Annotated in this window: 22 protein-coding genes, 1 tRNA gene and 1 other RNA gene; 12 read left to right on the forward strand and 12 right to left on the reverse strand. The window is 72.6% G+C overall.

What is annotated here, in order from left to right; genetic code table 11:
* Positions 1-25: 25 nt before the first annotated feature.
* From ilvD to GE115_RS02970, 5 genes are all read right to left on the reverse strand, one after another.
* Complete coding sequence (gene ilvD / locus GE115_RS02950; RefSeq protein ID WP_153683245.1) at positions 26-1723, reverse strand: dihydroxy-acid dehydratase; 1698 nt, start codon at positions 1721-1723, stop codon at positions 26-28.
* A 9-nt stretch (positions 1724-1732) separates the two neighbouring features.
* A complete protein-coding gene (locus GE115_RS02955; RefSeq protein WP_153683246.1) occupies positions 1733-3976 on the reverse strand; it encodes a bifunctional alpha,alpha-trehalose-phosphate synthase (UDP-forming)/trehalose-phosphatase in 2244 nt (747 codons plus the stop codon).
* Positions 3977-4065: 89 nt separating this feature from the next.
* A complete protein-coding gene (locus GE115_RS02960) occupies positions 4066-6063 on the reverse strand; it encodes a YhgE/Pip family protein (RefSeq protein WP_153683247.1) in 1998 nt (665 codons plus the stop codon).
* Positions 6060-8957 (reverse strand): MMPL family transporter, encoded by a 2898-nt coding sequence (locus tag GE115_RS02965; protein WP_153683248.1) that lies wholly within the window; start codon positions 8955-8957, stop codon positions 6060-6062. The genes GE115_RS02960 and GE115_RS02965 overlap by 4 nt, the downstream gene beginning before the upstream one ends.
* Positions 8958-8967: 10 nt before the next feature.
* Positions 8968-9579, reverse strand: a complete 612-nt coding sequence (locus GE115_RS02970) for a TetR/AcrR family transcriptional regulator (protein WP_153683249.1) — start codon at positions 9577-9579, stop codon at positions 8968-8970.
* A gap of 96 nt (positions 9580-9675) precedes the next feature.
* Here GE115_RS02970 and GE115_RS02975 point away from each other — a divergent pair, with 96 nt between their 5' ends.
* The 7 genes from GE115_RS02975 to GE115_RS03005 all read left to right on the forward strand — a co-directional run bounded on the left by GE115_RS02975 (position 9676) and on the right by GE115_RS03005 (position 15014).
* Entirely contained in the window at positions 9676-9864 is a 189-nt protein-coding gene (locus tag GE115_RS02975) for a hypothetical protein (RefSeq protein WP_153683250.1), read from the forward strand.
* 99 nt (positions 9865-9963) lie between these two features.
* The gene (locus GE115_RS02980; RefSeq protein WP_153683251.1) at positions 9964-10389 is read left to right on the forward strand and encodes a hypothetical protein; all 426 of its coding nucleotides are present in this window, start codon (positions 9964-9966) and stop codon (positions 10387-10389) included.
* A gap of 149 nt (positions 10390-10538) precedes the next feature.
* Positions 10539-11285, forward strand: a complete 747-nt coding sequence (locus GE115_RS02985; protein WP_153683252.1) for a biotin transporter BioY — start codon at positions 10539-10541, stop codon at positions 11283-11285.
* The gene (locus tag GE115_RS02990) at positions 11282-12535 is read left to right on the forward strand and encodes an AMP-binding enzyme (protein ID WP_153683253.1); all 1254 of its coding nucleotides are present in this window, start codon (positions 11282-11284) and stop codon (positions 12533-12535) included. Before GE115_RS02985 ends, GE115_RS02990 begins: the two co-directional genes overlap by 4 nt.
* Positions 12532-13716, forward strand: a complete 1185-nt coding sequence (locus GE115_RS02995; RefSeq protein WP_153683254.1) for a thiolase family protein — start codon at positions 12532-12534, stop codon at positions 13714-13716. Before GE115_RS02990 ends, GE115_RS02995 begins: the two co-directional genes overlap by 4 nt.
* A complete protein-coding gene (locus GE115_RS03000; RefSeq protein ID WP_153683255.1) occupies positions 13713-14393 on the forward strand; it encodes an energy-coupling factor ABC transporter ATP-binding protein in 681 nt (226 codons plus the stop codon). Before GE115_RS02995 ends, GE115_RS03000 begins: the two co-directional genes overlap by 4 nt.
* Positions 14394-14420: 27 nt before the next feature.
* Complete coding sequence (locus tag GE115_RS03005) at positions 14421-15014, forward strand: energy-coupling factor transporter transmembrane component T family protein (protein ID WP_153683256.1); 594 nt, start codon at positions 14421-14423, stop codon at positions 15012-15014.
* Between the two features lie 83 nt (positions 15015-15097).
* On the opposite strand, the gene GE115_RS03010 is transcribed toward GE115_RS03005, so the two are convergent.
* Positions 15098-15170 (reverse strand) — tRNA-Lys (locus GE115_RS03010).
* 126 nt (positions 15171-15296) lie between these two features.
* Here GE115_RS03010 and hisN point away from each other — a divergent pair.
* Positions 15297-16103, forward strand: coding sequence for a histidinol-phosphatase (gene hisN, locus GE115_RS03015; protein ID WP_312854844.1), 807 nt, complete (start codon positions 15297-15299; stop codon positions 16101-16103).
* The gene (locus GE115_RS03020) at positions 16100-16618 is read left to right on the forward strand and encodes a septum formation family protein (RefSeq protein WP_153683257.1); all 519 of its coding nucleotides are present in this window, start codon (positions 16100-16102) and stop codon (positions 16616-16618) included. The genes hisN and GE115_RS03020 overlap by 4 nt, the downstream gene beginning before the upstream one ends.
* 17 nt (positions 16619-16635) lie before the next feature.
* Here GE115_RS03020 and GE115_RS03025 read toward each other — a convergent pair whose 3' ends face one another.
* Positions 16636-17613, reverse strand: a complete 978-nt coding sequence (locus tag GE115_RS03025; RefSeq protein ID WP_216648734.1) for a DMT family transporter — start codon at positions 17611-17613, stop codon at positions 16636-16638.
* Between the two features lie 81 nt (positions 17614-17694).
* Between GE115_RS03025 and GE115_RS03030 the strand changes: the two genes are divergently transcribed.
* On the forward strand, positions 17695-18606 hold the full coding sequence (locus GE115_RS03030; RefSeq protein WP_153683258.1) for a LysR family transcriptional regulator: 912 nt from the start codon (positions 17695-17697) through the stop codon (positions 18604-18606).
* A 94-nt stretch (positions 18607-18700) separates the two neighbouring features.
* Complete coding sequence (locus GE115_RS03035; RefSeq protein ID WP_153683259.1) at positions 18701-19096, forward strand: PLDc N-terminal domain-containing protein; 396 nt, start codon at positions 18701-18703, stop codon at positions 19094-19096.
* Positions 19097-19200: 104 nt separating this feature from the next.
* Here the strand turns inward: GE115_RS03035 and ssrA are convergent.
* Positions 19201-19568, reverse strand: a transfer-messenger RNA (tmRNA) gene (gene ssrA / locus GE115_RS03040).
* 167 nt (positions 19569-19735) lie between these two features.
* Here ssrA and GE115_RS03045 point away from each other — a divergent pair.
* A complete protein-coding gene (locus GE115_RS03045; protein WP_153683260.1) occupies positions 19736-20410 on the forward strand; it encodes an SIMPL domain-containing protein in 675 nt (224 codons plus the stop codon).
* A gap of 33 nt (positions 20411-20443) precedes the next feature.
* Here the strand turns inward: GE115_RS03045 and GE115_RS03050 are convergent, their stop codons facing one another.
* From GE115_RS03050 to ftsE, 4 genes are all read right to left on the reverse strand, one after another.
* Positions 20444-21181 (reverse strand): tyrosine-protein phosphatase, encoded by a 738-nt coding sequence (locus GE115_RS03050; protein ID WP_312854845.1) that lies wholly within the window; start codon positions 21179-21181, stop codon positions 20444-20446.
* Positions 21182-21225: 44 nt separating this feature from the next.
* Complete coding sequence (smpB, locus tag GE115_RS03055) at positions 21226-21702, reverse strand: SsrA-binding protein SmpB (RefSeq protein WP_312854846.1); 477 nt, start codon at positions 21700-21702, stop codon at positions 21226-21228.
* A gap of 97 nt (positions 21703-21799) precedes the next feature.
* Positions 21800-22711, reverse strand: coding sequence for a permease-like cell division protein FtsX (gene ftsX / locus GE115_RS03060; RefSeq protein WP_153683261.1), 912 nt, complete (start codon positions 22709-22711; stop codon positions 21800-21802).
* Positions 22708-23847 (reverse strand): cell division ATP-binding protein FtsE, encoded by a 1140-nt coding sequence (gene ftsE, locus GE115_RS03065; RefSeq protein ID WP_153683262.1) that lies wholly within the window; start codon positions 23845-23847, stop codon positions 22708-22710. Before ftsE ends, ftsX begins: the two co-directional genes overlap by 4 nt.
* Positions 23848-23891 lie beyond the last annotated feature (44 nt).

Here is a 23891-nt window from a genome sequence, read left to right on the forward strand (position 1 = left end):
CGGTGTGTGCGGATGAGCGCAGCACTCAGCCCGTCGTGGCGCCTTCGGCGGCGGAACGCACGAGCTTGGAGTACTTCGCGAGGACGCCTCGGGTGTAGCGCGGGGGAAGCGGAGCCCAGCCTTCACGGCGGGCAGCCAGCTCGGCATCATCGACAAGTAGATCGATGGAACGAGCTGCGATATCGACCCGTATCAGATCACCATCGCGCACGAATGCGATCGGACCTGCGTCGACCGCCTCGGGTGCCAGATGGCCGATGCACAGTCCGGTTGTGCCGCCTGAGAATCGACCGTCCGTCAAGAGTAGTACATCTTTTCCGAGCCCGGCGCCCTTGATCGCCGCCGTGATCGCGAGCATCTCGCGCATGCCCGGGCCGCCCTTCGGGCCCTCGTAACGGATGACGACCACGTCGCCGTGGCCGATCTCGCCGTTCGTGAGCGCGTCCATCGCCGCGCGCTCGCGCTCGAACACGCGGGCGGGACCCTCGAACACGGCCGCGTCGAACCCGGCCGTCTTCACGACCGCGCCCTCTGGGGCCAGCGATCCGTGCAGGATCGTGAGGCCGCCCGTCTCGTGGATCGGGTCGTCGAGCGCGTGCAGCACCTCGCCGTCGAGCGGCGGGAGGTCGAGCTCGGCGAGGTTCTCGGCCATCGTCTTGCCCGTGACGGTGAGCACGTCGCCGTGCAGGAGGCCCGCGTCGAGCAGCGCCTTCATGAGCACGGGCACCCCGCCGCGACGGTCGACGTCGTTCATGACGTACTTGCCGAAGGGCTTCAGGTCGCCGATGTGCGGCACCTTCGAGCCGATGCGGTTGAAGTCGTCGAGGGTGAGTTCGACCTCGGCCTCGCGGGCGATCGCGAGCAGGTGCAGCACGATGTTCGTCGAGCCGCCGAGGGCCATGCCGACGGCGATCGCGTTCTCGAACGCCTCCTTGGTGAGGATCTGCCGGGCCGTGATGCCCTGCTTCAGCAGGTTCACGACGGCTTCGCCCGAGCGGTGCGCGTAGTAGTCGCGGCGGCGGTCGGCCGAGGCCGGCGAGGCCGAGCCCGGCAGCGAGAGGCCGAGCGCCTCGGCGACCGAGGCCATGGTGTTCGCCGTGTACATGCCGCCGCAGGCGCCCTCGCCCGGGGCGAATGCGCACTCGATGCGCTTCGCGTCGGCCTCGCTCATCTTGCCGGCCTTGACCGCGCCGACCGCCTCGAACGAGTCGATGATCGTGATGTCCTTCTCGGTGCCGTCGGACAGGCGCACCCACCCGGGCGCGATCGAGCCCGCGTAGAGGAACACGCTCGCGAGGTCGAGGCGCGCGGCGGCCATGAGCATGCCCGGGATCGACTTGTCGCAGCCGGCGAGCAGCACCGAGCCGTCGAGGCGCTCGGCCTGCATGACGACCTCGACCGAGTCGGCGATGACCTCGCGCGAGACGAGCGAGAAGTGCATGCCCTCGTGGCCCATGGAGATGCCGTCGGAGACGGAGACGGTGCCGAACTGCAGCGGGTAGCCGCCGCCGCCGTGCACGCCCTCCTTCGCGGCCTGCGCGAGGCGGCCGAGCGAGAGGTTGCAGGGGGTGATCTCGTTCCACGAGCTCGCGATGCCGATCTGCGGCTTGTCCCAGTCGGCGTCGCCCATGCCGACGGCGCGGAGCATGCCCCGGCTGGTCATGGCTTCGATGCCGTCCGTGACGACGCGGCTACGCGGTTTGGGGTCGATCTGGGAGGACATGGAACGAGTCTATGTCCAGCCGGATGCCCCTCCGCGCGCCTGCTCGCGCTCCTCCGCGAGGCGGTCCAGGAGCTCGGCGACCTCCTCGGGACTGCGCACGCGGTGCGACGCCAGCGACTTGCCCTGGCCGACCTTGACGCCGACGTCGGAGCCCTCGAGCACGGCGAATGCGTCTTCATCGGTGACGTCGTCGCCGACGTAGAGCACTGCGCTCGCGCCCATGTGCTGGCGCAGGCGGTTCAGCGACTCGCCCTTGTCGCTCGAGCGCACCGCGAACTCGAGCACCGACTTGCCGCTGCGCACCGTGATGCCGAGCAGTTCCGCCGAGACGCGGCGCCGGGCGTCCTGCTGCAGGGCGAGCCCGTCTGCGGCGTTCAGCCGCCGGGTGTGCAGCGCGAGCCCGGCGGGCTTGCGCTCGATCCAGGCGCCCTCGGAACCGGCGGCGACGGTGTCGACGATCTCGGCGAGCCGGTCGAGGTTGGCGAGCTCGGCCTCGCGCAGGTCGAGCTGGATCGGCCCGGTGTCGAGCTTCAGCTCGACGCCGTGGGATCCGCTGAGCATGGTGCCCGAGGGCGCCGCGGCGACCTGGCCGAGGCTGTCGAGCGCGCGACCCGAGACGATGGCGACCCTGGTGTCGTCGATGGCCGCGAGCCGCCGGATGGCGGCGAGCGCGCGCTCGGTCGCGCGCGCGTCTTCGGGGCGGTCGACGAGCGGCGCCAGCGTGCCGTCGAAGTCGAGGGCGACGAGCAGGCGCTCGGTGCCCGCGAGCGTGCGCACCGCGGCGCTGAGCGTGTCGGGGATGCCGGCGGCGACCGCGCCGGACCCGGTGAGGGCCTTCAGGAACGTCGCCGACCAGTTCGCGACGTCGTTGTCGCGCACGCGCTTGCGCAGGGCCCGCATGCGGCGCGTACGCTCCTTCTTCGGCATCGCGACGGCCTCGACCATCGCGTCCTTCAGGCCCTCGATGTCGTGCGGGTTGACGAGCACCGCCTGGCGCAGCTCGTCGGAGGCGCCCGTGAACTCGCTCAGCACGAGCACGCCGTCGCCGTCGAACCGGCAGGCGACGTACTCCTTCGCGACGAGGTTCATGCCGTCGCGCAGGGCGGTCACGAGCATGACGTCGGCCGCGAGGTAGAGGGCGACCATCTCCTCGCGGGGATAGCCATGGTGCAGGTAGGCGATGGCCTGGTGGCCGAGGGTCGAGTGGTCGCCGTTGAGGCGCCCGACGGTCAGCTCGATCTCGTCGCGCAGTTGGCGGTACGTCTCGACGCGCTCGCGCGACGGGCTCGCGACCTGTACGAGCGTGGCGTCCTCGACGGAGATGCGGCCGTCGCGCAGCAGTTCGCCGAACGCCTTCAGGCGATGCCGGATGCCCTTGGTGTAGTCGAGCCGGTCGACGCCCAGCATGATCGTGCGGGGGTTTCCGAGCTCCTCGCGGATCTGCCGGGCGCGCTCCTGCACCTCGGGGCGCCGCGCGAGCTCCTCGAATCCGGCCGCGTCGATCGAGATCGGGAAGTGCCGGGCCACGACGTGGCGCACGCCGCCGTCTTCGTCGGGCACCTCGATGACCGAGCCGCGGGTCGTGTAGCCGTGCAGGCGCCGCACCGCACGCGTGAAATTGCCGGCGTCGGCCGCGCGCTGGAACCCGATGACGTCGGCGCCGAGCAGGCCCTGGATGACCTGGCTGCGCCAGGGCAGCTGGGAGTAGATCCCGTAGGCGGGGAACGGGATGTGGTTGAAGAAGCCGATGACGAGGTCGGGCCGGCTCTCGCGCAGCATCTTCGGCACGAGCTGCAACTGGTAGTCCTGCACCCAGACCACGGCCCCCTCGGCGGCGGCGCGGGCCGCGGCCTCCGCGAAGCGCCGGTTGACGCGCACGTATGCCTCCCACCATTCGCGGTGGAAGGACGGCGGCGCGATCACGTCGTGGTAGAGCGGCCAGAGGGTGTCGTTCGAGAAGCCCTCGTAGTAGTCCTCGATCTCGGCGGCCGAGAGGGGCACGGGGATGATCGAGATGCCGTCGCGCTCGAACGGGTCGAATTCGCGATCGGCGACGCCCGCCCAGCCGACCCATGCCCCGTCGGCGGCCCGCATGATCGGCTCGAGGGCCGTCACGAGCCCGCCGGGCGAGCTGCGCCACTCGGTCGAGCCGTCCTCGGCTTCGCGGTAGTCGACCGGCAGCCGGTTCGAGACCACGACCATGTCGTAGGCCTGGTCGACGTACAGGTCGTCTGGTTCGGGGGTGTTCGTCATCGCGGCGTCTGCCTCCTCGCGCTCTCCTCAGGCTAACAGCCGGGCTCTCGGCGCCGCCGACGGGCGACGCCGCAAGGACGCCTGGGGTATCATCCGAGCGCTGCCGCGACGAGCCCGGTCGAGCGGATGCCCCGGCGCCTCGCGACCACCGCGGCGGTGAGCAGTACGCCGCCCAGGCCGAACAGGGCGAGCACGCCCGCGGCCGACGCCACGACCCCGCCCGCCGCGCCCGAGATGATGGCCTGCATGCCCTGCACCGCCCACGTCAACGGGAGGAACGGGCTCAGCACCTGGAACGGCCCGCTCAGCACCTCGACGGGGTAGAGGCCGCCGGTCGCGGCCAGTTGCAGCGCCACGAGGACGAGCGAGACGAGCAGGCCCGCGCGGCCGAGCCAGGTCGTGAGGAACGCGTGGATCGCGGTGAACACGAGCGCGAGCAGGGCGGCGAACGCGAGCGTCTGCGGCAGCAGCGTCCACGACACCTCGAGCGCGGTGTGCAGCAGCGCGACGACGGCGACCGCCTGCGCGAGGCCGACGAGCGCGGCGCGCGCGAGCGCGCGCCACACGAGTCCGCCCGTCGACGCCGTGCTGCGCAGCGCGTCGCGTGAGATCGGCCGGAAGACGAGGAACAGCGCGAGCGCGCCGATCCACAGCCCGATCGGCACGAAGAGCATGCCGATGACGCCGCCCGTGGAGCCGATCTCGTGGTCGCGCGCGGTGTCGACGACGACCGGCTCGGCGACGACGTCGGCCGTGCGCTCGGCGTCGATGCCGGTGAGGGCGGAAGCGCCCTCGGCGCCCTGCGCGATTCCGTCGGCGAGTTCCGTCGTGCCGCTCGCGAGCTGCGTCGCACCGGCTGCCGCCTCCGACGCCCCCGACGAGAGCTGGCCGAGCCCCGTGGCGAGCTCGTCGACGCCGCCCGCGAGCTGGTCGGCGCCCGTGGCGAGGCCGCTCGCGCCGTCGCGGATCGCGGGCGAGCCGGCGGAGACCTGGGCGGCTCCGGACGCGAGCGTCGACAGGCCGGCCTGCAGCTCGTCGATCGCACCCCGCGATTCGGCCGCGAGCTGCTGTCCGCCCGTGGAGAGGCCCTGCAGCTGGCTGCGCACGCCGGTGACGGTCGCGGCCGCCTCCGCGATCTCGGGGAACTCCTCGACGAGCTCGGGGTTCGCGGCGACGAAGTCGTTGAGCTGGTCCGACGCGGGGCCGAGGTAGGTGTCGACCTGCGCGACGCCCGTGGCGATGCCGCCCGTGTAGGCGTCCCACTGGTCGGAGATCGCGTCGAGTCCCTGCGCCCCCGAGCTCGTCTGCCCGAGTCCGCCGGCGATGCCGTCGACGCCCTGCGTGTAGGCGGTCACCCCGTCGGCGAACTGCCCGACCCCTCCGGCGTACGCGGATGCGCCGGCCGCGGCATCCGTCGCTCCCGTCGCCGCCTGCGCGACACCGTCGGCGAGCCGGCCGACGCCGCCCGCGAGCGCGCCCGCTCCGCTGGAGAGCTCGGTCGCGCCGTCGGCGGCGTCGCCGAGCGAACCGCCCAGGGTCGCGAGGTTCGCGTAGAAGCCCTCGAGGTACTGCGCCGTGATCTCCTGCCCGAAGGCTGCGCTCATCGCGGTGCCGACCGACTGCGCGACGGCACCGGCGAGGTAGCCGTGGGCGTCGTCGGTGCGGATGGTGAGGCCGGCCTTCGTGGGGTCCGATCCCGACATCGACGTGATCGACGACGAGAAGTCCGAGGGGATGGTGAGCACGGCGTAGGCGTCGCCCGCCGCGAGCCGCGCCGCGGCATCCTCGTCGTTGGTGATCGTCCAGTCGAAGCCGGTCACGCCGTCGCCCGTGAGCTCGGTGACGAGCAGCCGGCCCGCGAGCACCGCCTGCTCCTCGCCGTCGGGCGTGGTGGTGGTGACCATCTCGTCGTCGTTGACGACGACGGCCGGGATCGTCTCGAGCCGGTCGGCGGCGCCGCCGAGGGCGCCCGACACGAGCCCCGCGACGGCCAGCGGCACGACGACGACGGTGGCGAGCAGCGCGCCGAAGCGCAGCCGCCGCTGCTTGGGGGTGCTGCCGAACAGCGCCTGGAGCCTGGAGCTCATCGGGTGGCCTCCTCGAGGACGCGGGTCTGGATGGTTCGGATGCCGCGGCCGGCGTACGGGCTCGCGTCGTGGCCGGCCGCCACGCCGGCGACGACCGTCGTCGTCGCGGGCACGAGCCGGGCCGCGGACCGCCAGAATCCGGCGGACTCGGCGCCGGTCTCGTCGTCGAGGTCGATCACGACCGCCGCGGGGCGCTCGGCGAGCGCGCCGGCGAGCGCCACGAGCGCCCGGTCGACGGCGCCGAGCGCGGCGATCGGGGTGTCGCGTTCGATGGCGGATGCCTCGCCGGCAGCGCCGGCCGATGCCGCCGCGAGGCGGTCGGTCCAGTCGTCGACGACGCTGCGGCGCGGCGTGAGCCGGTACCAGGGGCGCGTCGCGTCGGCACGCGAGGCGATCGCCTCCCCCACCGTGCGGGGCGCCGCCGCGTCGGAACCGGCGTCGAGCTCGGCGATCGCCACCGAGCGGCGGACGCTGCCCGCCGCGGTCGGCAGCGGTTCGTCGAGCACGGCGAGCCGGCCTGAGACCGGGTCGAGCCGGCCGGCGAGGGTCGCGAGCACGACCCGGCGGTCGACGGGGTCGCCCTCCACGAGGAGGAGGCCTCCTGCGGGCACTTCCGCGTCGAGCGGGCCGATCGGCCGATCGGGCAGGCCGAACACGACGCCGTCGGCGCGCACCGCGGCCGGCTGCGACCTGGCCCACTCGGCCTGGTCGAGGTGGGCGCGAAGGCCCACCCCCTCGATGTCGACGTCGGGCAGCACGCGGGCGAGCCACCTCGGCAGCCACCACGCGCCGTGGCCGGCGAGGGCCATCGCGGCGGGCACCAGCGTCATCCGCACGAGGAAGGCGTCGAACGCGACGCCGATCGCGAGCGCGAACGCGATGCCCTTGATCACGCCGGAGCCCTCGGGCACGAACGCGAAGAAGACGAAGAACATGATGAGCGCGGCCGCCGTGACCACTCGCGCGGCGTGCTGGAACCCGTGCACGACGGCTTCGCGCGGCCGACCCTCACCGCCGTGCTGCCGGCTGCGCACGTACTCCTCCCGCATGCCCGACACGAGGAACACCTCGTAGTCCATCGCGAGGCCGAAGAGCACGGCCATCAGCAGGATCGGGAGGAAGCTCAGGATCGGCCCCGGCTCGATGTGCAGGAGCTCGGCGCCCCAACCCCACTGGAACACGGCGACGGTCGCGCCGATGGCGCCGAACGCCGACAACAGGAAGCCGAGCGCCGCCTTCACCGGGACGAACACCGACCGGAACACGATCAGCAGCAGCACGATCGACAGGCCGACGACGATGAGCGCGAACGGCAGCAGCGCGTCGTCGAGGCGCTGCGAGATGTCGATCGCGACGGCGGTGTACCCCGTGACCGCGATCGGCGTGCCGAGGTCGGCCCGGATCGACGGCTCGAGGTCGCGGATGTCCTGCACGACCTGCTTCGTCGCTGGGTCGTCGGGGGCACTGTCGGGCACGACCTGGATGATCGCCGTGTCGGCGGTCTCGTTGGGCAGCCCCTGGCCGACGTAGGCGACCCCGTCGACCTCGTCCAGCCGGTCGGCGATCGCGTCGAGGTCGCCGAAGATGTCGGTCGTCTGCGTGATGTCGACCGTCACGATGAGCGGGCCGTTGTACCCGGGGCCGAACCCGGCCTCGATCATCTCGTACGCCTCGCGCTGGCTGGAGCCGGCCTCGCCGCTGCCGGCCGGCAGGTTCAGGTCGAGGCTCGCGGCCGGGATCGCGGCGGTACCGAGGAGGCCGACGACCAGGACGACGAACACGACCGGCGCCTTCAGCACGGTCTGCACCCATCGGCGGCCCATCGTCGGCTTGCCGCCGTCGTCGGCCGCGAGCGCGCGGCGCGCGGTGCGGCCGCCGGCCTTCGGCGCGAGGCGCCGGCCGAGCAGGCCCATGAGCGCGGGCAGCAGGGTGAGCGCGCCCGCCACGGCGATGAACACCGCGAACGCGGCGGCGACGCCCATGACGCTCAGGAACGGGATGCCGACCACGAGCAGGCCGAGCAGCGCGATGATGACCGTGAGCCCGGCGAACACGACCGCGCCGCCCGCGGTCGCGACGGCCTCGGCCGCGCTCTCCTCCGGGTCCTGGCCGCGCGCGAGCTGCGTGCGATGCCGCGAGAGGATGAACAGCGCGTAGTCGATGCCGACCGCGAGGCCGATCATGACGGCGAGCATGGGCGCCGTGCTCGAGACCGTCGCGAAGGCGGCGACGAGCGAGATGCCGCCGAAGGCGGCGCCGACGCCCACGAGCGCCGTCACCAGCGGCATCCCGGCCGACAGCAGCGACCCGAAGGTGATGACGAGCACGACACCGGCGAACGCCACGCCGAGCAGCTCGGTGACCGTGAGCCCGAAGGTCGTCTCCTGGAAGACCTCGCCCCCGAAGGCGACGCTCAGGCCCGCGTCCTCGCCGATCGCGCCGGTGTCGGTGACCGCGTCGAGCGAGGCCGGCGTGACGTCCGTCGACTGCCCCTCGAACGTGACCTGGATGTACGCCGTGCGCTCGTCGTCGGAGACCTGGTCGCCCGCGTACTCGTCGAACGGGCCGAGCACGCTCGCGACCCCGTCGACCTGCTCGAGGTCGGCCTCCATCGCCTCGATGGCGGCGCGGTTCGAGGCATCCTCGACCGAATCGCCCTCGGGCGCCTCGAGCACCGCCTTGGCCGACGCGCCCGCGGTCTGCGGGAAGACGGCGGCGAGCTGGTCGATCGCCTCCTGCGACTCGGTGCCGGGGATCGAGTACGACTCCTGCAGCTGGCCGCCGACGCCCAGCCCGAGCCCGAGCAGGGCGCCGAGGGCGAGCACCCAGGCGGCGATGACGACCCACGCCCGTCGGTAGGCGAATCGTCCGATGCGGTGGAGCAGCAGTGCCACGGGGTCTCTCTCAGTCGTGGTCGGTCGTGGTGGCGTCGTGACGGCCTCGCCGCACGAGCAGTTCTGCGAGGACGCCGCGCAGGGCCGTGCGCAGCTCGTCGTCGGCCGGCAGGGTCTCGGCGTCGGCGAAGGTGCGGCCTGCGGTCAACAGGAAGGCCGCACCGCCGAGGGCGATCCCGAAGCGCACCTGGTCGGCGACCGACTCCCGCTCGCGACCGATCGCGTTCGCGAGCCGTCGCACCGCAGCGTTCGCTCGCGCGATGATCGGCAGCTCGGCGAGGCTCTGCCCCTGGATGAGGAAGACGTGCACCGCCTCGCGGTGCTCGAGGAGCAGGTCGACGACGCGGTCGACGAGCACGCGCCGGCGTCCGCTGCCGCGAGCGGCGAGGAAGTCGTCGAGGATGCCCTCGAACGCCGCGACCGCGGGCTCGATGGCGGCTTCGAGCAGCGCGTCCTTCGACGCGTAGTGGTACAGCACGCTCGACTTCGCGTAGCCGGCGTGGTCGGCGATCGACTGCAGGGAGGTCGCCGCGAACCCGACGCTCGCGAACTGTTCGAGCGCGGCCTGCTTCAACTCGTCGGCGGCGCGCACGCGTGACGCGGGAGGGATCACGGAGGGCATGCTTCGACGCTAGTGACCGATCGGTCAGTCCCTGTCCGATCGGTCAGATTCACGGATGACTCCCAGCGCGCCCGGGCGAACGGGTAGCGTGGCGGCATGCGCAAGTACCTGTTCTCGGGGGCCGTGGTCAGTGCGATCTTCAGCGGAATCGGCGTCGTCCGAGCCACGGCGGCCGGTCCGCGCGACTGGCGTCTGCTGCTGATGTGGATCTCCTGGGCCGCGAGCCTCGCCATCGCGATCGGCACCGTGGCCGAAGACGCGAAGGACGGCGAACTGGGGTCCTGACCCGACGGCGTGTCAGTTGGCGCGACCCCGCGCGCGTGCACGAGACTTGGCGGACCGGGCACCCTGCCGCCCGCGCCGTACCTCCGAAAGGAGCCACCGATGTTCCGCCGCTGGCGCCGCCGTGCACGACTCGCAGCCGAGGCCGCCGCTCACGCCGCACCGAAGCCTCGCGAATCGGCTGCCGATCTCCGCGGCGAGCACATCTTCGAGCTCCTCAACGCCAAGCTCGCCGAGTTCATCGGCGCGAACGGTCAGTGGGCGCTCGTGCGACGCACGCCCGAAGACACCGATCGCATCTTCGACGCCGTGGTGACGCACCAGATCGCGGCCGACCTCACGCGCGTCATCCTCGACGAGCGCGAGACCGTCGCCGTGGTCGTGCCCGAGGGCGAGGAGTCGATGGCCCTGGCATGGACGCCGGCGCCGCTGGTCGTGTGGACCGAGCCGGCCCGTACCGACGCCGAAGGATCGGCCGACGGCGAGGTTCCCTCGATCGCGCGCGCCGAGCTCGAGGCCGCCGCCTGAGGGCAGCGCCCGAGGCCGACGGTCGAGACCGGCGCTCGTCCAAAGTCGCGAGCGGAATCTTGTAGGTCGTCTTCTGCGACGACCCCTCCCGCCTTCGTAGCGTGATGCCCGGGCACTCCGCCCGAACACGCCGACGAACCAGGGGAACCATGACGACCGATTCCGCGCCCGCCTCGACGACCGGCACCGACTCGACCGGCACGGGCGCCGACGCGACCGGCACCGACTCGACCGGCACCGCGCCTGACTCGACCGGCACCGCGCCTGACTCGACTGCTCCCGACCGCGCGCCGCGCCGGCGTCGCGGGACGGCGACCGACCTCGCGCAGATCGCCGTCTTCGCGGCCCTCATCGCCGCGCTCGGCCTGCCCGGGTCGCTCTACCTCGGCGGCGGCGCCGTGCCGATCACGTTCCAGACCCTCGGCGTCATGCTCGCGGGCGCGATCCTCGGCGCCCGCAAGGGATTCCTGTCGGTGCTCCTGCTCATCGCGCTCGTCGCCGCCGGCCTCCCCCTCCTATCGGGTGGCCGCGGCGGGCTCGGCGTGTTCCTCAGCCCGACCGCGGGATACCTCGTCGGGTGGCTGCTGGGCGTCGTCGTCATCGGGTGGGCGACCGCACGCCTGCTCCCGCGCTACCGGCTGCTGCCGGCCCTGCTGTGGACCGCACTCGGCGGCATCGTCGCGATCTACCTCGCGGGCGTGCCGGTCGTCGCGTGGACGACCGACCTCCCGATCGGCGCAGCGGCCGCCGGTTCGCTCATCTTCCTCCCCGGCGACCTGGCGAAGGTCGTCCTCACGGTGCTCGTCGCGAAGGGCGTGCACCGGGCGTGGCCCGGTCTCATCACCCCGCGGCCGTGGCCGTGGAGCCGGACGGCGGAGGTCGCGTCCGGCGCATGAGCGACTGGATCAACGGCTCGCCGCGTGACGTCGCCCTCTCGTTCGAGGGCGACGTCACGCGGTACGTCGACCTGCGCCGGGCGGTGGGCGCCGCACGCCTTCCCGACGGCGACGGCGCGGTCGGATGCCCCGCCGGCATCGACCACGCCGCCACCCTGACGACCGTGCTCGCCGCGCTCGACCGGGGACGTCCGGTGATCGTGGGAGCCGATCAGGCCGCCGCCGACCGCGTCGCGAGCGAGCTTCCGCTAGGGACCGCGCTCGCGCTGGCGACGTCGGGTTCGTCGTCGGCGGGCGCCACCGGGCGCCTCGTCGCGCGCACCGATGCCTCGTGGCTCGCCTCGGCGGCACCGCTCGCCGAGATCGCGGGTCTCGGGTCGGATGACCGGTTCGCGCTCACCGGGCCGCTGCACGTCTCGATGCACCTCTACGCCGCGCTGCACGCGTTGTGGCTCGGTGCCACGATCGGCGACACCCTCGCCGGCGCGACCGCGGCGCAGGTCACGCCGACGCGCCTGGCGCGGCTGCTCAACGCCGGGGCCACGCCGTCGACCGTGATCGTCGCCGGGGCCGCCCTGCCCGACGCGGTGCGCGAGCGAGCCGCGGCGCGGGGCATCCGGCTCGTGGAGTACTACGGCGCCGCGGAACTCTCGTTCGTGCTCGCGGGCCCGGCTGGTGCGATGGCCCCCTTCCCGGGCGTCGAGGTCGAGCTGCGGCCGGCTGGCACTCCGGCCGGGCTCGGTGTCCCGGCCGAGTTGTGGGCCCGATCGCCGTACCTCGCGCTCGACGTCGTCGGCAGCGGCGGGATGCTCCGCCGCGACGCGGCCGGATTCGCGACGGTCGGCGACCTCGCCGAGCGAACGGATGCCACCTACCGCGTGCTCGGCCGCGGCGATGCCGCCATCACGACCGCGGGTGCGACCGTGGTCGCCGAGGCGGTGGAGGCGCGTCTCCTGGCGCTCCCGGGGGTCGAGGCGGTCGCCGTCCTCGGCCAGCCGCACGAGCTGCTCGGCGAGCGCGTCGTCGCCGTCGTCGAGCTGACCGCCGGCGGCTCGATCGACCGCATCGCGTCGCTCGCCCGACCGCTGCTCGCGACCGCCGAGCTCCCCCGGCGCTGGATCGCCGCGACCCTGCCCCGTACGTCGTCGGGCAAGGTCGCCCGCGGTGCGCTCCGCGACGCGCTGGCGAACGGCTCACTCGGCGAGCCGACCGAGTCGACCGGGGCGGCCCGGAACGGCGCGGTCCGATGACCGGCCGCGGAGCGCCGCGCGGCGGCGACGCACCCGTGCTCGTGTCAGCCAGGCGGACCGCCATCGGCACCGCCGGTCGCGGGTTCGCCGAGCACACGGTCGACGCCCTCGCGGCGGCCGTGCTCGCCGAGGTCGCTCGCGCCGTCGCGCCCGCAGGCCTCCCCGTCGACGACGTCGTGCTGGGCAACTGCATGGGTCCCGGTGGCGACGTCGCGCGGGTCGCGGCGCTGCGCGCCGGGCTCGGCGCCGAGGTTCCGGGCGTCACCGTCGATCGGCAGTGCGGCTCCGGGCTCGACGCCGTGATGCTCGCCGCCTCGCGCGTCAAGGCCGGCGACGCGACCCTCGTGCTGGCCGGCGGAGCCGAATCGGCGTCGACCGCGCCGCACCGCTCGTGGCCCGGCTCGGGCGAACGCTACGCGCGCGCGCCGTTCGCGCCCGTCGGGTTCCCCGACCCCGACATGGGGCCCGCCGCCGATCGGCTCGCCGCGCTGCGCGGCATCCCCCGCGCGCGGCAGGATGCTTGGGCCGCCCGGTCGCACGCGCTCGCAGCGCGGGCGCGCGACGCCGGCACCTTCGACGCCGAGATCGTCGAAGTCGACGGCATCGTGCGCGACGACCGCCCCAGGGCGAGCTTCACGACCGACCGGCTCGCTCGCTTCGCGCCCGCGTTCGAGGCATCCGATGCCGCCCGCGTGACTGGCACGGCGACGGCCGGCACCGTGACCGCCGGCAACTCGTGCGGATTCTCCGACGGCGCAGCGGCGATGGCCGTCACGACCGAGCAGGTGGCTCGCGAACTCGGCCTGCCCGCGCTGCACGTGCGCGCTGTCGCGGTCGCCGCGGGCGACCCGGCGCTGCCCGGCCTCGGCGCGGCGCCCGCCGCGCGGGCCGCCCTGCAGCGGGCACGTCTCACCGCCGCCGACCTCGGCTTCGTCGAGATCACGGAGGCGTTCGCCGCGCAGGTGCTCGCCGTCGGCGACGAGCTCGGGCTCGACGAGCAGCTGATCAGCGCCGACGGCGGCGCGATCGCGCTGGGGCATCCGTGGGGCGCCTCGGGCGCCGTGCTGCTCGTGCGGCTCGCGGCGCGCATGGCGGCCTCCGATGACGCTCGCCCCGGGCTCGCGGCATGCTCGATCGGCGGCGGACAGGGAGTGGCGATGATCGTGGAGCGGATGTCATGAGCGAGATCGTGTTCGAGGGCGTGAGCCACCGGTTCGACCAGGTGCTCGTGGTCGACGACGTCTCGCTCGTGCTGCGCGAGCGCCGGGTCGGCATCGTCGGCGCCAATGGGTCGGGCAAATCGACGCTCGCGCGCATGATCAACGGCCTCGTCACGCCGACCGCGGGCCGCGTGCGGGTCGACGGGCTCGACGTGGCCCGCAACGGTCGCGACGTGCGCCGTCGGGTCGGCTTCGTCTTCACCAACGCCGACAACCAGATCGTCATGCCGACGGTGCGCGAGGACGTCGCGTTCACGCTCCGCCGCCATCGGCTCGACCGGGCCGACGCCGAGGCCCGCGTCGACGCCGCACTCGAACGCGTCGGGCTCACCGCGCTGGCCGACCGACCGGCCCACCGGCTCTCGGGAGGGCAGAAGCAGCTGCTCGCGCTCGCGTCGGTGCTCGTGGCCGAGCCGGCGATCGTCGTGGCCGACGAGCCGACGACCCTGCTCGACGCGCGCAACGCGCGACGCGTCGCCGAGCACTTCGCGACGCTCGACCAGCAACTCATCGTCGTCAGCCACCAGCTCGAACTGCTCGAGGATTTCGACCGCGTGATCGTGATGGACGAGGGCCGGGTCGTCGTCGACGACGTGCCGACCGCCGCCTTGGACGCGTACCGGGCGCTGATCGCATGACGGCGCTGATCGCATGACGGGCCGCGCATGATCGGCGTCTACCACCCCGGCACCTCGCTCGTGCACCGCGCGCCGGCGCTGGCGAAGCTCGGTGTGCTCGCGGCCCTCGTCACGGCGGTCGCGCTCATCGGCTCGCTCGCGTGGCTGGGCGTGGCATCCGTCGTCGTCGTCGTGCTGTTCGTGCTCTCGCGCGTGCCGGTGCGGATCGCGCTGCGCCAGGTCGCGCCCATCCTCTGGGTGCTCGCCTTCGCCGTGCCCGTGCAGGTGATCTTCGGCGGCTGGGAGGCGGCCGCGGTGATGGCGCTGCGTCTCGTCATCGCCGTCGCGCTCGCCGGCCTCTACTCGCTGACGACCCCGGTGAGCGCGACACTCGACGCGATGCAGGCGCTGCTGCGCCCGTTCCGCCGGTGGATCGACCCCGACCGCGTCGGCCTCGCCCTGGCGCTCACCATCCGCTGCGTGCCCCTGCTCGCCGAACTCGTCCGCGAGGTCATGGAGGCGCGCAAGGCGCGCGGCGCCGAGGGGTCGGTGCTCGCGCTCGCCGTGCCGGTGATCGTGCGCGCGCTCCGCACCTCGGAGCACCTCGGCGAGGCGCTCATCGCGCGCGGGTTCGACGACTGAACCGGCTTATAGGCACTGAACCTGGGTCGCCCGGAGCAATGAAGAAGCCCCGGAACCTGGCGAGAGGTTCCGGGGCTTCACCGTGCACCCCCAGGGACTTGAACCCTGAACCCACTGATTAAGAGTCAGTTGCTCTGCCGATTGAGCTAGAGGTGCGTGATTCCGGGTGATTTCGTCAACCCCGAACCGAGGGACCACGTTATCAGAGCCGAGGCGGGTAGCGCCAATCGAGCGCGCCCCATCGTGCCGAACGCGTCGATCGGCACGGGATAGCCTGAACCGGTGACCACGGATGCCACTCCCGCCGACGCACTCGCCGCCGACCTCGCGCTCGCCCTCGACCTGGCCGATCGCGCCGACGCGATCTCCCTCGGGCGGTTCCGGGCGGTCGACCTCGAGGTGTCGACGAAGCCCGACCGCACACCCGTGACCGAGGCAGACCTGGCCGTCGAGCGCGCCATCCGCGAGGGCCTCGCGGCGGCGCGACCAGACGACGGCGTGCTGGGCGAGGAGTTCGGCACCGAGGGCTCAGGGCGCCGACAGTGGATCATCGACCCGATCGACGGAACGGCGAACTTCCTCCGCGGCGTGCCCGTCTGGGGCACGCTCATCTCGCTCGCGATCGACGGCGAGCCGGTGCTCGGCGTCGCCTCCTCCCCCGCCATGGGTCGCCGCTGGTGGGCCTCGCGCGCCGGGGGCGCGTGGACGACGGATGCCCCGGGCGCCGAGCCTCGAGGCATCCGCGTGTCGGCGGTGGCCGACCTCGCCGATGCGTCGCTGAGCTTCCAGAGCCTCGCGCAGTGGCGCGACGCCGGCTACCTCGACCGCCTGCTCGCCCTGTCCGAGCGCGTGTGGCGCGATCGGGCGTACGGCGACGTGTGGTCGTACATGCTGCTCGCCGAGGGGCTCATCGACGTCGCCGGCGAGTTCGACGTGAAGGTCTACGACCTGGCGGCGCTCATCCCCATCGTCGAAGAGGCGGGCGGCCGCTTCACCTCGGTCGACGGGCAGCGAGGGCCCGGCCACGGCAGCGCGCTCGCGACCAACGGCCGACTGCACGACACCGTGCTGGAGGCCCTGGCCGGGTGAGGCGGGGCGTCCTCGCCGTCGCCGGTCTCGCGATCCTGGTCGCGGCGTCGGGTTGCACGGCGGCGCCCGACACCGAACCGGCGCCGCCGCGCGCGTCGAGCGTCGCTCCCGTGCCGAGCTCGCCGGCTCCGCCGGTGGCATCCGGGGCGCCGACGATGGCGCCGCCGCCGGCCGTCGAGCCGTACGCGCCGCAGGTCGGCGACTGCTTCGACGTGCGCAAGGCCGAGCCCGACCTGCGCGAGAGCCTCGTGCCGTGCGAGGCCGAGCACGACGACGAGGTCTACGCGGAGTTCAGGTTGCCCGACGGCGCCTTCCCCGGCGATGAGGCCGCGCACGCGGGATGCACCGCGAGGTTCGGCGCGTTCATCGGCGTGGAGTTCGCCGACTCGGTGCTCGAGATCACCACGTACCACCCGTCGGCCACGTCCTGGGCCGACGGCGACCGCCGCGTCGCGTGCGCGGTGTGGAACCCGACCGACACGGTCGTCGGCACCCTCGCCGGCTCGGGCATCTGAGCGTCAGCGCCGCCGCCTCAGCGCCGCCGCCGGCTCCACGCGACGCCCGCGACGCAGAGCGCCCCGCCGACGAGGCCGAGGATCGTCGGCAGCTCGCCCAGGAAGAGCCACGACATGAGCACCACGATCGCGGGCACCGCGAGCGTCGCCGACGCCGTCGCGCCCGCGGTGCTGCGCTGGAGCACGTAGGCCCAGAGCACGAACGCGACGGCCGATGGGAACAGGCCGAGGTACACGGCGCCCCAGATCGCGGCGGCGGGGGCATCCGGCACCTCGCCGACCAGTTGCGGCAGGAACGGCAGCAGCGCGACCGCACCCACCGCGCAGCCGACCCAGGTCGCGCCGAGCGCGTCGGTCGTGCGCAGCGCGACCTTCTGCACGAGCACGCCCGAGGCGTAGAGCACCGCCGCCAGCAGCCCCAGCAGGATGCCGATGGGTTCGCTGTGCGGCCCGATGCCGCCGGCGGCGATGAGCACGACGCCCGTGAAGGCCACGCCGATACCGATCATGAGCGGCCGCGGGAATCCCTCCTTCAGCACGACGCCGGCGACGAGTGCGACCAGGAGCGGGGCGATGTTCACGAGCATCGCCGTGGTGCCCGCGTCGAGGTGGCGTTCGGCGATGTTGAGCACGAGGGTGTACCCGGCGAACCACAGCAGTCCGTACGCGACGACGAGCACGAGCCCGCGACCGCGCGGGAACGGCGGCCGGCGCCAGAGTGCGAACGCAGCGAGTGCAAGGGCGCCCACGAGCTGCCGGCCGAGCGCGAGCGCGCCCGGCGAGAGCGCATCGCCGATGCCGCGGATGGCGATGAACGCCGACGCCCAGAGCACCAGCACGGTCGCCATCGCGGCGACGACGCGCCACGACGGCCGTACGGCAGGCGCGAGCGACCCGGCGCCCGCAGCGGGCGCGGCACCGGCACCACCCGCGGCACCAGCGCCGGTCGTCGGGCGATCGGATGCGGCGGGGCTTGGCGTGTCGACACGAGGCATGGTGCCAGCCTTCCGGAGCGGTCCGTTCAGCACAAGCGAACGCTTCTTCCGGATACGTAAGCAGCACTGTACGATCACGGCATGGTCGATCCCCAGCGTCTCCGCGTTTTCCGCGCCGTCGTTCAGGCCGGCTCGATCAATGGAGCCGCCGCCCGGCTCGGGTACACGCCCTCGGCGGTGAGCCAGCACGTCAGCATGCTCCAGCGCGAGACCGGCCTCGTGCTCGTCGAACGCCAGGGCCGAGGCATCCTGCCCACCGCTGCGGGCATCGCGGTCGCCGATCGCGCCTCGCGGGTGCTCGACCAGCTGGCCGACTTCGAGCACCTGGCCGACGACCTGCGGTCGGGTCGCAGCGGCGTGCTGCGCATCGGCACCTTCCATTCGGCGAACCGCGCGTGGATGCCGGGGATCCTCGCGAGCGTGCTGGCCGACTCCCCCGACCTGCGCATCGAACTGAGCCTCGCCGAGTTCCGCGGCGATCGGGGCGTCGACCTCGACCTCGACGTGTTCATCGCCGAATCGGTGCGCGGCGACGTCGACCCGGCGGTCGCCGACGGCGCGGCCGAGGGCTACGACGTCGAGCACCTGCGCACCGAGGACTACCTCGCGGTCGTGCCCGTCGGCCACGCCCTCGCCGCCCGGGCCGCGGTGACCCTCGACGACCTGCGCGACGAGGCCTTCATCGACAACGACATCGCGCGCGGGCCCTGCCGCGAAATCGTCCTCACGGCGTGCGCCGCGCGCGGGTTCGCGCCCGACTTCCGCGTCGCGGCACCCGACTACCCCACGGCGTTCGACTACGCCGCCGCCGGCATCGGCGTGACCGTCCTGCCGCGCCTCGGGGCGTTCCGCCTGCCCGACGGTGTCGTCGCCGTGCCGATCGCCGACGACGACGTGCGCCGACGCATCATGCTGCGGGTCAAGCGCACCATGCGCACGCATCCGGCCGTCCGCCGCACCGCCGACCTGATCCGCGCGCAGGCCGCGGCCTGAGGCATCCGGCGCGGCATGCTGTGCCCGCGGCACCCGCATGCACTAGCTTGACGGCAGGACCGGGGCACGGTGCATCCGGACGAAAGGGGACGTCATGGGATTCTGGGAGACCATCTGGGACTGGTTCTGGTTCTTCCTGATGGTGTTCGCGTTCGTCGCGTACCTGTGGGTGCTGATCTCGATCGTCGTCGACCTGTTCCGCGACCACACGCTGAACGGCTGGCTGAAGGCGCTCTGGATCGTGTGCCTCGTCTTCTTCCCCTTCATCACGGGCCTGATCTACATCATCGCCCGCGGTCGCGGCATGGCCGAGCGCTCGGCACGGCAGCAGCAGGAGTACCAGGAGTACTCGAAGGACTACATCCGCCAGGTGTCGTTCGCGAGCCCGGCCGATGAGATCGCGAAGGCGCAGGCGCTGCGCGACCAGGGTGTCATCACCGACGGCGAGTTCGACGCGCTGAAGAACAAGGCGCTGGGCGGGAAGTACTGAACCCAGCCGCGCCGCGTGCATGCGGCGCGCACGCGAAACGGGCGGTCGGCATCCGAGGATGCCGACCGCCCGTTCGCGGTTCCGCTGCGTGCGACGACGACCATGGGTGGAGATGGGGGGAATCGAACCCCCGTCCATCGCTGAGGTTCCACGCCTTCTCCGGGCGCATCCTGTGAGGCGTTCTCATCGGCCCCGACTCTTGACACAGGCATCCGAGTCGACGGGCCCATCCTGATGAAGTCCCGCACACCGCTCAGGCGACGGTGTACAGCGAGTTCCCTAAATGACGCCAGTGACCGGGGCGGGAACGAACCCGGACTGACGGACTATCGACTCTGCTTACGCAGCGAGAGCGAAGTCGGACTGCTTCTTATTGGCAGTTATCTTTTCGCAGGGAGCGTTCACGAGATAACCCTGCATCCTCGGCCCGCTTCTCGTGGGCGCACAGGCGATGTCGAAACCGATCATCCCCATGGTCACCAGGCCCCGGCCACGACATGGGTGTCGTGACAGGACGATGGCGGGCCGTCGTCGCACGCTGTGGAATTTCCAATCCGCGACGACCCATTCGGGAAGTGCGCGGCCTTACAGTCTAGAACAGGTTCGCACCGCGCGCCATTCCCGACCGAGGAGGATTCCATGAGCACCCTGATCGCCGTGACCGGCCGCGCTGAAGAGCGCGTCGCCCCCGAACTGGCGGCCGTATCCCTCGGCATCGGCGCCTCCGGGCCCGAGCGCGACGACGTCATGCGCACCACCTCCGGCGCGCACGAGCGGCTGCTGACCGAAGTGCGCGAACTCGAGGCCGAGGGCGCGATCGAGCGGTGGTCGGCCGAGCAGCTGCGCGTCTGGTCGCACCGGCCATGGAACGCCGAGGGCCGCCGCATGCCCCTCGTGCACGAGGCGCGCGCCGACGTCGAGATCGTCTTCCGCGACCTCGATCGCGTCGGCGAATGGCTGGCGGATGCCGCGACGCGCGAGTTCCTCGCCGTCCGCGGGGTCGACTGGCGGCTGACGGATGCCACGCTCGCCGTCGTCCGTGAACGCGCGCAGCGCGGCGCCGTGCAGGATGCCGTGGCCAAGGCCGCGGTCTACGCCGATGCCCTCGGTGCGGGGCATCCGGCCCCCGTCGAACTCGCCGACCACGGCATGCTCTCGGCCGCGCAGGTCGTGCCCTTCGCTGCGGCGCGGCTGTCGGCACCGGCGGCGTTCGGGGCGGCTCCGGGCGGCGCGCCCTCGACCGAGTTCGCGCCCGCAGACCTGGTCATCGAGGCGCGCGTCGACGCCCGGTTCTCGGCCGAGCCCGCGAGCTGAGCGGGGCGCGGGGCGGGGCGGGGCGCCCCGCGGTCACCCCGCGTCGACCAGCCGAGCCTCGAGCTTCGCGAGCTCGTCGAGGCTGAGTCCCGATGCGAGGAGGAACTCGCGCGCCGACCCGTGCTCGCGCTCGACGAGGTCGATCGCCGAGGCGATCGCCTCGCGCGGGCTGCCGCCCATGAGCATGCGCAGCTCGGGGGTGTCGGGCGCCCCGTAGCGCTTCGCGAGCTGCACCATCTCCTCGAGCCAGTCGCCGGCGAGGTTGCCCTCGGTGCGCTCGTAGTCCGCGATGACGAGTTCGCGGTCGACGCCGACGGCGAGCAGGGTCAGCGCGATGACGACGCCCGTTCGGTCTTTGCCCGCGGTGCAGTGCACGACGACCGAGCGATCGTCGGCCGACGCGATCTCGCGCACGGCCTCGACGACGACGCTCGCGTGCTGCGTGACGATGCGCGCGTAGAGCGCTTCGAGGGTGATGCCGGCCGCGCCCTGCGAGGCGCCCGAGCCCTCGAAGACGGGCAGCCGCAGCACCTCGACGTCGAGCCCCTCGAGGTCGTCGGGCATGATGCGCGCCTCGTTCTCGTCGCGCAGGTCGATGACGACCCCGACGCCGAGGTCGCGGAGCTCCGCCCTGCCGGCCTCGCCGAGCCGGTGCAGCCCGTCGGAGCGGTACAGCACGCCGTCGCGCACCCGGCCGATCGCGGTCGGCACGCCGCCGACGTCGCGGAAGTTGTACGTGCCGGGAACAGGGATGCGCGTCGAGGTCTCCACCCCGGGAAGCCTACCCCGCACCACCGGCGACGGGCCCGCTCGCGCTAGTCGCCCAGGTTGCGCCGGCTCGCCATCGCGCGATCGGCCTCGCGCTTGTCCTGCTTCTCGCGCAGCGCCTGCCGCTTGTCGTACTCGCGCTTGCCCTTCGCGACCGCGAGCTCGATCTTCGCGCGGCCGTCGGAGAAGTAGATCGAGAGCGGGATCAGCGTGTACCCGCCCTGCGCCGTGCGGTGGCTGATCTTGATGATCTCGTGCTTGTGCAGCAGCAGCTTGCGCTTGCGCCTCGGCGCGTGGTTGTTCCACGTGCCCTCGGTGTACTCGGGGATGTGCACCGCGTCGAGCCAGATCTCGCCGCCGTCGATGAACGCGTAGCCGTCGACGAGCGACGCGCGGCCCTCGCGCAGCGACTTCACCTCGGTGCCGGTGAGCACGACGCCCGCTTCGTAGGTGTCCTCGATGAGGTAGTCGTGGCGCGCCTTGCGGTTGGTCGCGACGACCTTCTGACCGCGTTCCCTGGGCACGGCTCGCTCCTTCTGATCGGGTTCGGTTCGGTGACGGATGCCACGCGCCCGGCGCGCGGCAGCCGTTCAGTCTAGCCGACCCGCGAGGGGCGCCCGACTACACCCGCAGGTAGCGCCGGATCGCGATCGCCGCCGACACCGCGGCGAGCAGGACGCCCACGAGGATCAGCAGGGGCACGACCAGCCAGGCGTCACCGAGGTCGACGAACGTGAACGACAGGCTCTCCACGAGGAAGCCCTGCACGAAGAACTGCACGATCGCGAGCACCGCGGCACCCGCGAGCACCGAGCCGATGAGCCCCGCGAACACGCCCTCGAGCACGAACGGCGTCTGGATGAACCGGTTCGACGCGCCGACGAGCCGCATGATGCCCAGCTCGCGCCGGCGCGAGAACGCCGAGAGCCGGATCGTGGTGGCGATGAGCAGCGCCGCGGCGACGAGCATGATGGCCGCGATCGCAATCGCGGTGTAGCTGGCGGCGTTCAGCACGTCGAAGATCTGGTCGAGGTATCGGCGTTGGTCGACGACCTGCTCGACGCCGGGCGTCCCGGCGAGCGCCTCGGCGACGACATCCGACTCGGACGGATCGACGAGGTTCACCCAGAACGTCTCGTTCAGCACCTCGGGCGTGACGTAGTCGGCCGCAGGGGTGCCCTCGAACTGCTCCTGGAAGTTCTCGAACGCCTGCTGGTGGTCCTCGAACGTGACCTCGTCGATGTACGGCTTCAGCGTGTCGGAGTTCAGCTGCTCCTCGATCGCGGCCTTCTGCTCCTCGGTCGCCTCGCCGTCGAGGCATCCGGCCGCCGTGGAGACCGTCGTGCACAGGTACACGGCGACCTGCGCGCGGTCGTACCAGTAGCCCTTCATCTGGGCGATCTGCAGCTGCATGAGCGCCGCCGTGCCGACGAAGGTCAGCGAGATGAACGTGACGAGCACGACCGACACGACCATCGAGGCATTGCGGCGAAGGCCCTGCGCGGCCTCCGCGAACACGAGACCGGCCCTCATGACGTCGGCCCCACTTCCTGGTCGGTGTCGTCGCGGCGCGGCCCGCCGGGCGCGCGCAGCCCCAGCCGCTCGGCGAGCGTCAGATGCTCGGATGCCGCTTCGGCGGGCTTCTCGCCGGGTTTCAGTTGCTCGGGGTCGACCTGGATCTGCCCGGTCGCGGCGGCCGTGATCTCGGCGGCGGCGTCGGTGACCTCGTCGGTCGCCTCGGGCTCGACGTAGAGGGGCGCGGCGTCGCGCATGACCTCGGGCGTGACCTTGGGTGCGGCCGCGGTGATGGTCGCGGGCTCGGGCGCGGCATCCGTCTGCGCTGCGGTGGCGGCGGTGGTGGCCGCCGAACCGGAGGCCGCAGTCGCGACGGTCGCCGTCGCGCCGGCGGCGGCCGCCGCGGCTTCGGAGTCGGGCATCGGCGTCGCCGGGTCGATGACGGGCTCGTACTCGACGTCGCGCACGGTCTGCCCGTCGTACCCGGCGTCGCGCTGGTCGCGCACGATCGCGCCCGACGAGAGCTCGATGACGCGCCGCTGCATCTGGTCGACGATGCCGGCCTCGTGCGTGGCCATGATGATCGTGGTGCCGCCCGCGTTGATGCGCTCGAGCAGGGTCATGATGCCGGCGCTCGTCACCGGGTCGAGGTTGCCGGTCGGCTCGTCGGCGAGCAGGATCTGCGGCTTGTTCACGATCGCGCGCGCGATTGCGACGCGCTGCTGTTCACCGCCCGAGAGCTCGTGCGGCATGCGCTTCTCCTTGCCCTCGAGCCCGACGAGCTTCAGCGTCTCGGGCACGGCGGACTGGATGAACCCGCGCGACTTGCCGATGACCCGCAGCGTGAACGCGACGTTCTCGTACACCGTCTTGTTCGGCAGCAGCCGGAAGTCCTGGAACACCACGCCGAGGCTGCGCCGGAAGTACGGCACCTTGCGCGTCGAGATCGTGCCGAGGTCCTGGCCCAGCACGTGGATGCTGCCCTTCGAGGGCTTCTCCTCCTTCAGGATCAGCCGCAGGAAGCTCGACTTGCCCGAGCCGGACGCGCCGACCAGGAACACGAACTCGCCACGGAGGATCTCGACCCCGAGGTCGTCGAGGGCGGGTTTGGATTGACCGGGGTAGGTCTTGGTCACGGAGTCGAAGCGGATCATCGGGTTCGAGCCTAGGCATCCGTTCGCGCGAGCGCAGCAGCGAC

The organism is Agromyces agglutinans, from assembly GCF_009647605.1.
GTDB classification, from domain to species: Bacteria; Actinomycetota; Actinomycetes; order Actinomycetales; family Microbacteriaceae; genus Agromyces; species Agromyces agglutinans.

Excerpts from the sequence above, each read along its gene's own strand:
- ilvD (WP_153683245.1), bottom strand. The coding sequence starts at position 1,723 with ATGTCCTCCCAGATCGACCCCAAACCGCGTAGCCGCGTCGTCACGGAC.
- GE115_RS02955 (WP_153683246.1), bottom strand. The coding sequence starts at position 3,976 with ATGACGAACACCCCCGAACCAGACGACCTGTACGTCGACCAGGCCTAC.
- GE115_RS02960 (WP_153683247.1), bottom strand. The coding sequence starts at position 6,063 with ATGAGCTCCAGGCTCCAGGCGCTGTTCGGCAGCACCCCCAAGCAGCGG.
- GE115_RS02970 (WP_153683249.1), bottom strand. The coding sequence starts at position 9,579 with ATGCCCTCCGTGATCCCTCCCGCGTCACGCGTGCGCGCCGCCGACGAG.
- GE115_RS02975 (WP_153683250.1), top strand. The coding sequence starts at position 9,676 with ATGCGCAAGTACCTGTTCTCGGGGGCCGTGGTCAGTGCGATCTTCAGC.
- GE115_RS02980 (WP_153683251.1), top strand. The coding sequence starts at position 9,964 with ATGTTCCGCCGCTGGCGCCGCCGTGCACGACTCGCAGCCGAGGCCGCC.
- GE115_RS02985 (WP_153683252.1), top strand. The coding sequence starts at position 10,539 with ATGACGACCGATTCCGCGCCCGCCTCGACGACCGGCACCGACTCGACC.
- GE115_RS02990 (WP_153683253.1), top strand. The coding sequence starts at position 11,282 with ATGAGCGACTGGATCAACGGCTCGCCGCGTGACGTCGCCCTCTCGTTC.
- GE115_RS02995 (WP_153683254.1), top strand. The coding sequence starts at position 12,532 with ATGACCGGCCGCGGAGCGCCGCGCGGCGGCGACGCACCCGTGCTCGTG.
- GE115_RS03000 (WP_153683255.1), top strand. The coding sequence starts at position 13,713 with ATGAGCGAGATCGTGTTCGAGGGCGTGAGCCACCGGTTCGACCAGGTG.
- GE115_RS03005 (WP_153683256.1), top strand. The coding sequence starts at position 14,421 with ATGATCGGCGTCTACCACCCCGGCACCTCGCTCGTGCACCGCGCGCCG.
- GE115_RS03025 (WP_216648734.1), bottom strand. The coding sequence starts at position 17,613 with ATGCCTCGTGTCGACACGCCAAGCCCCGCCGCATCCGATCGCCCGACG.
- GE115_RS03030 (WP_153683258.1), top strand. The coding sequence starts at position 17,695 with ATGGTCGATCCCCAGCGTCTCCGCGTTTTCCGCGCCGTCGTTCAGGCC.
- GE115_RS03035 (WP_153683259.1), top strand. The coding sequence starts at position 18,701 with ATGGGATTCTGGGAGACCATCTGGGACTGGTTCTGGTTCTTCCTGATG.
- GE115_RS03045 (WP_153683260.1), top strand. The coding sequence starts at position 19,736 with ATGAGCACCCTGATCGCCGTGACCGGCCGCGCTGAAGAGCGCGTCGCC.
- ftsX (WP_153683261.1), bottom strand. The coding sequence starts at position 22,711 with ATGAGGGCCGGTCTCGTGTTCGCGGAGGCCGCGCAGGGCCTTCGCCGC.
- ftsE (WP_153683262.1), bottom strand. The coding sequence starts at position 23,847 with ATGATCCGCTTCGACTCCGTGACCAAGACCTACCCCGGTCAATCCAAA.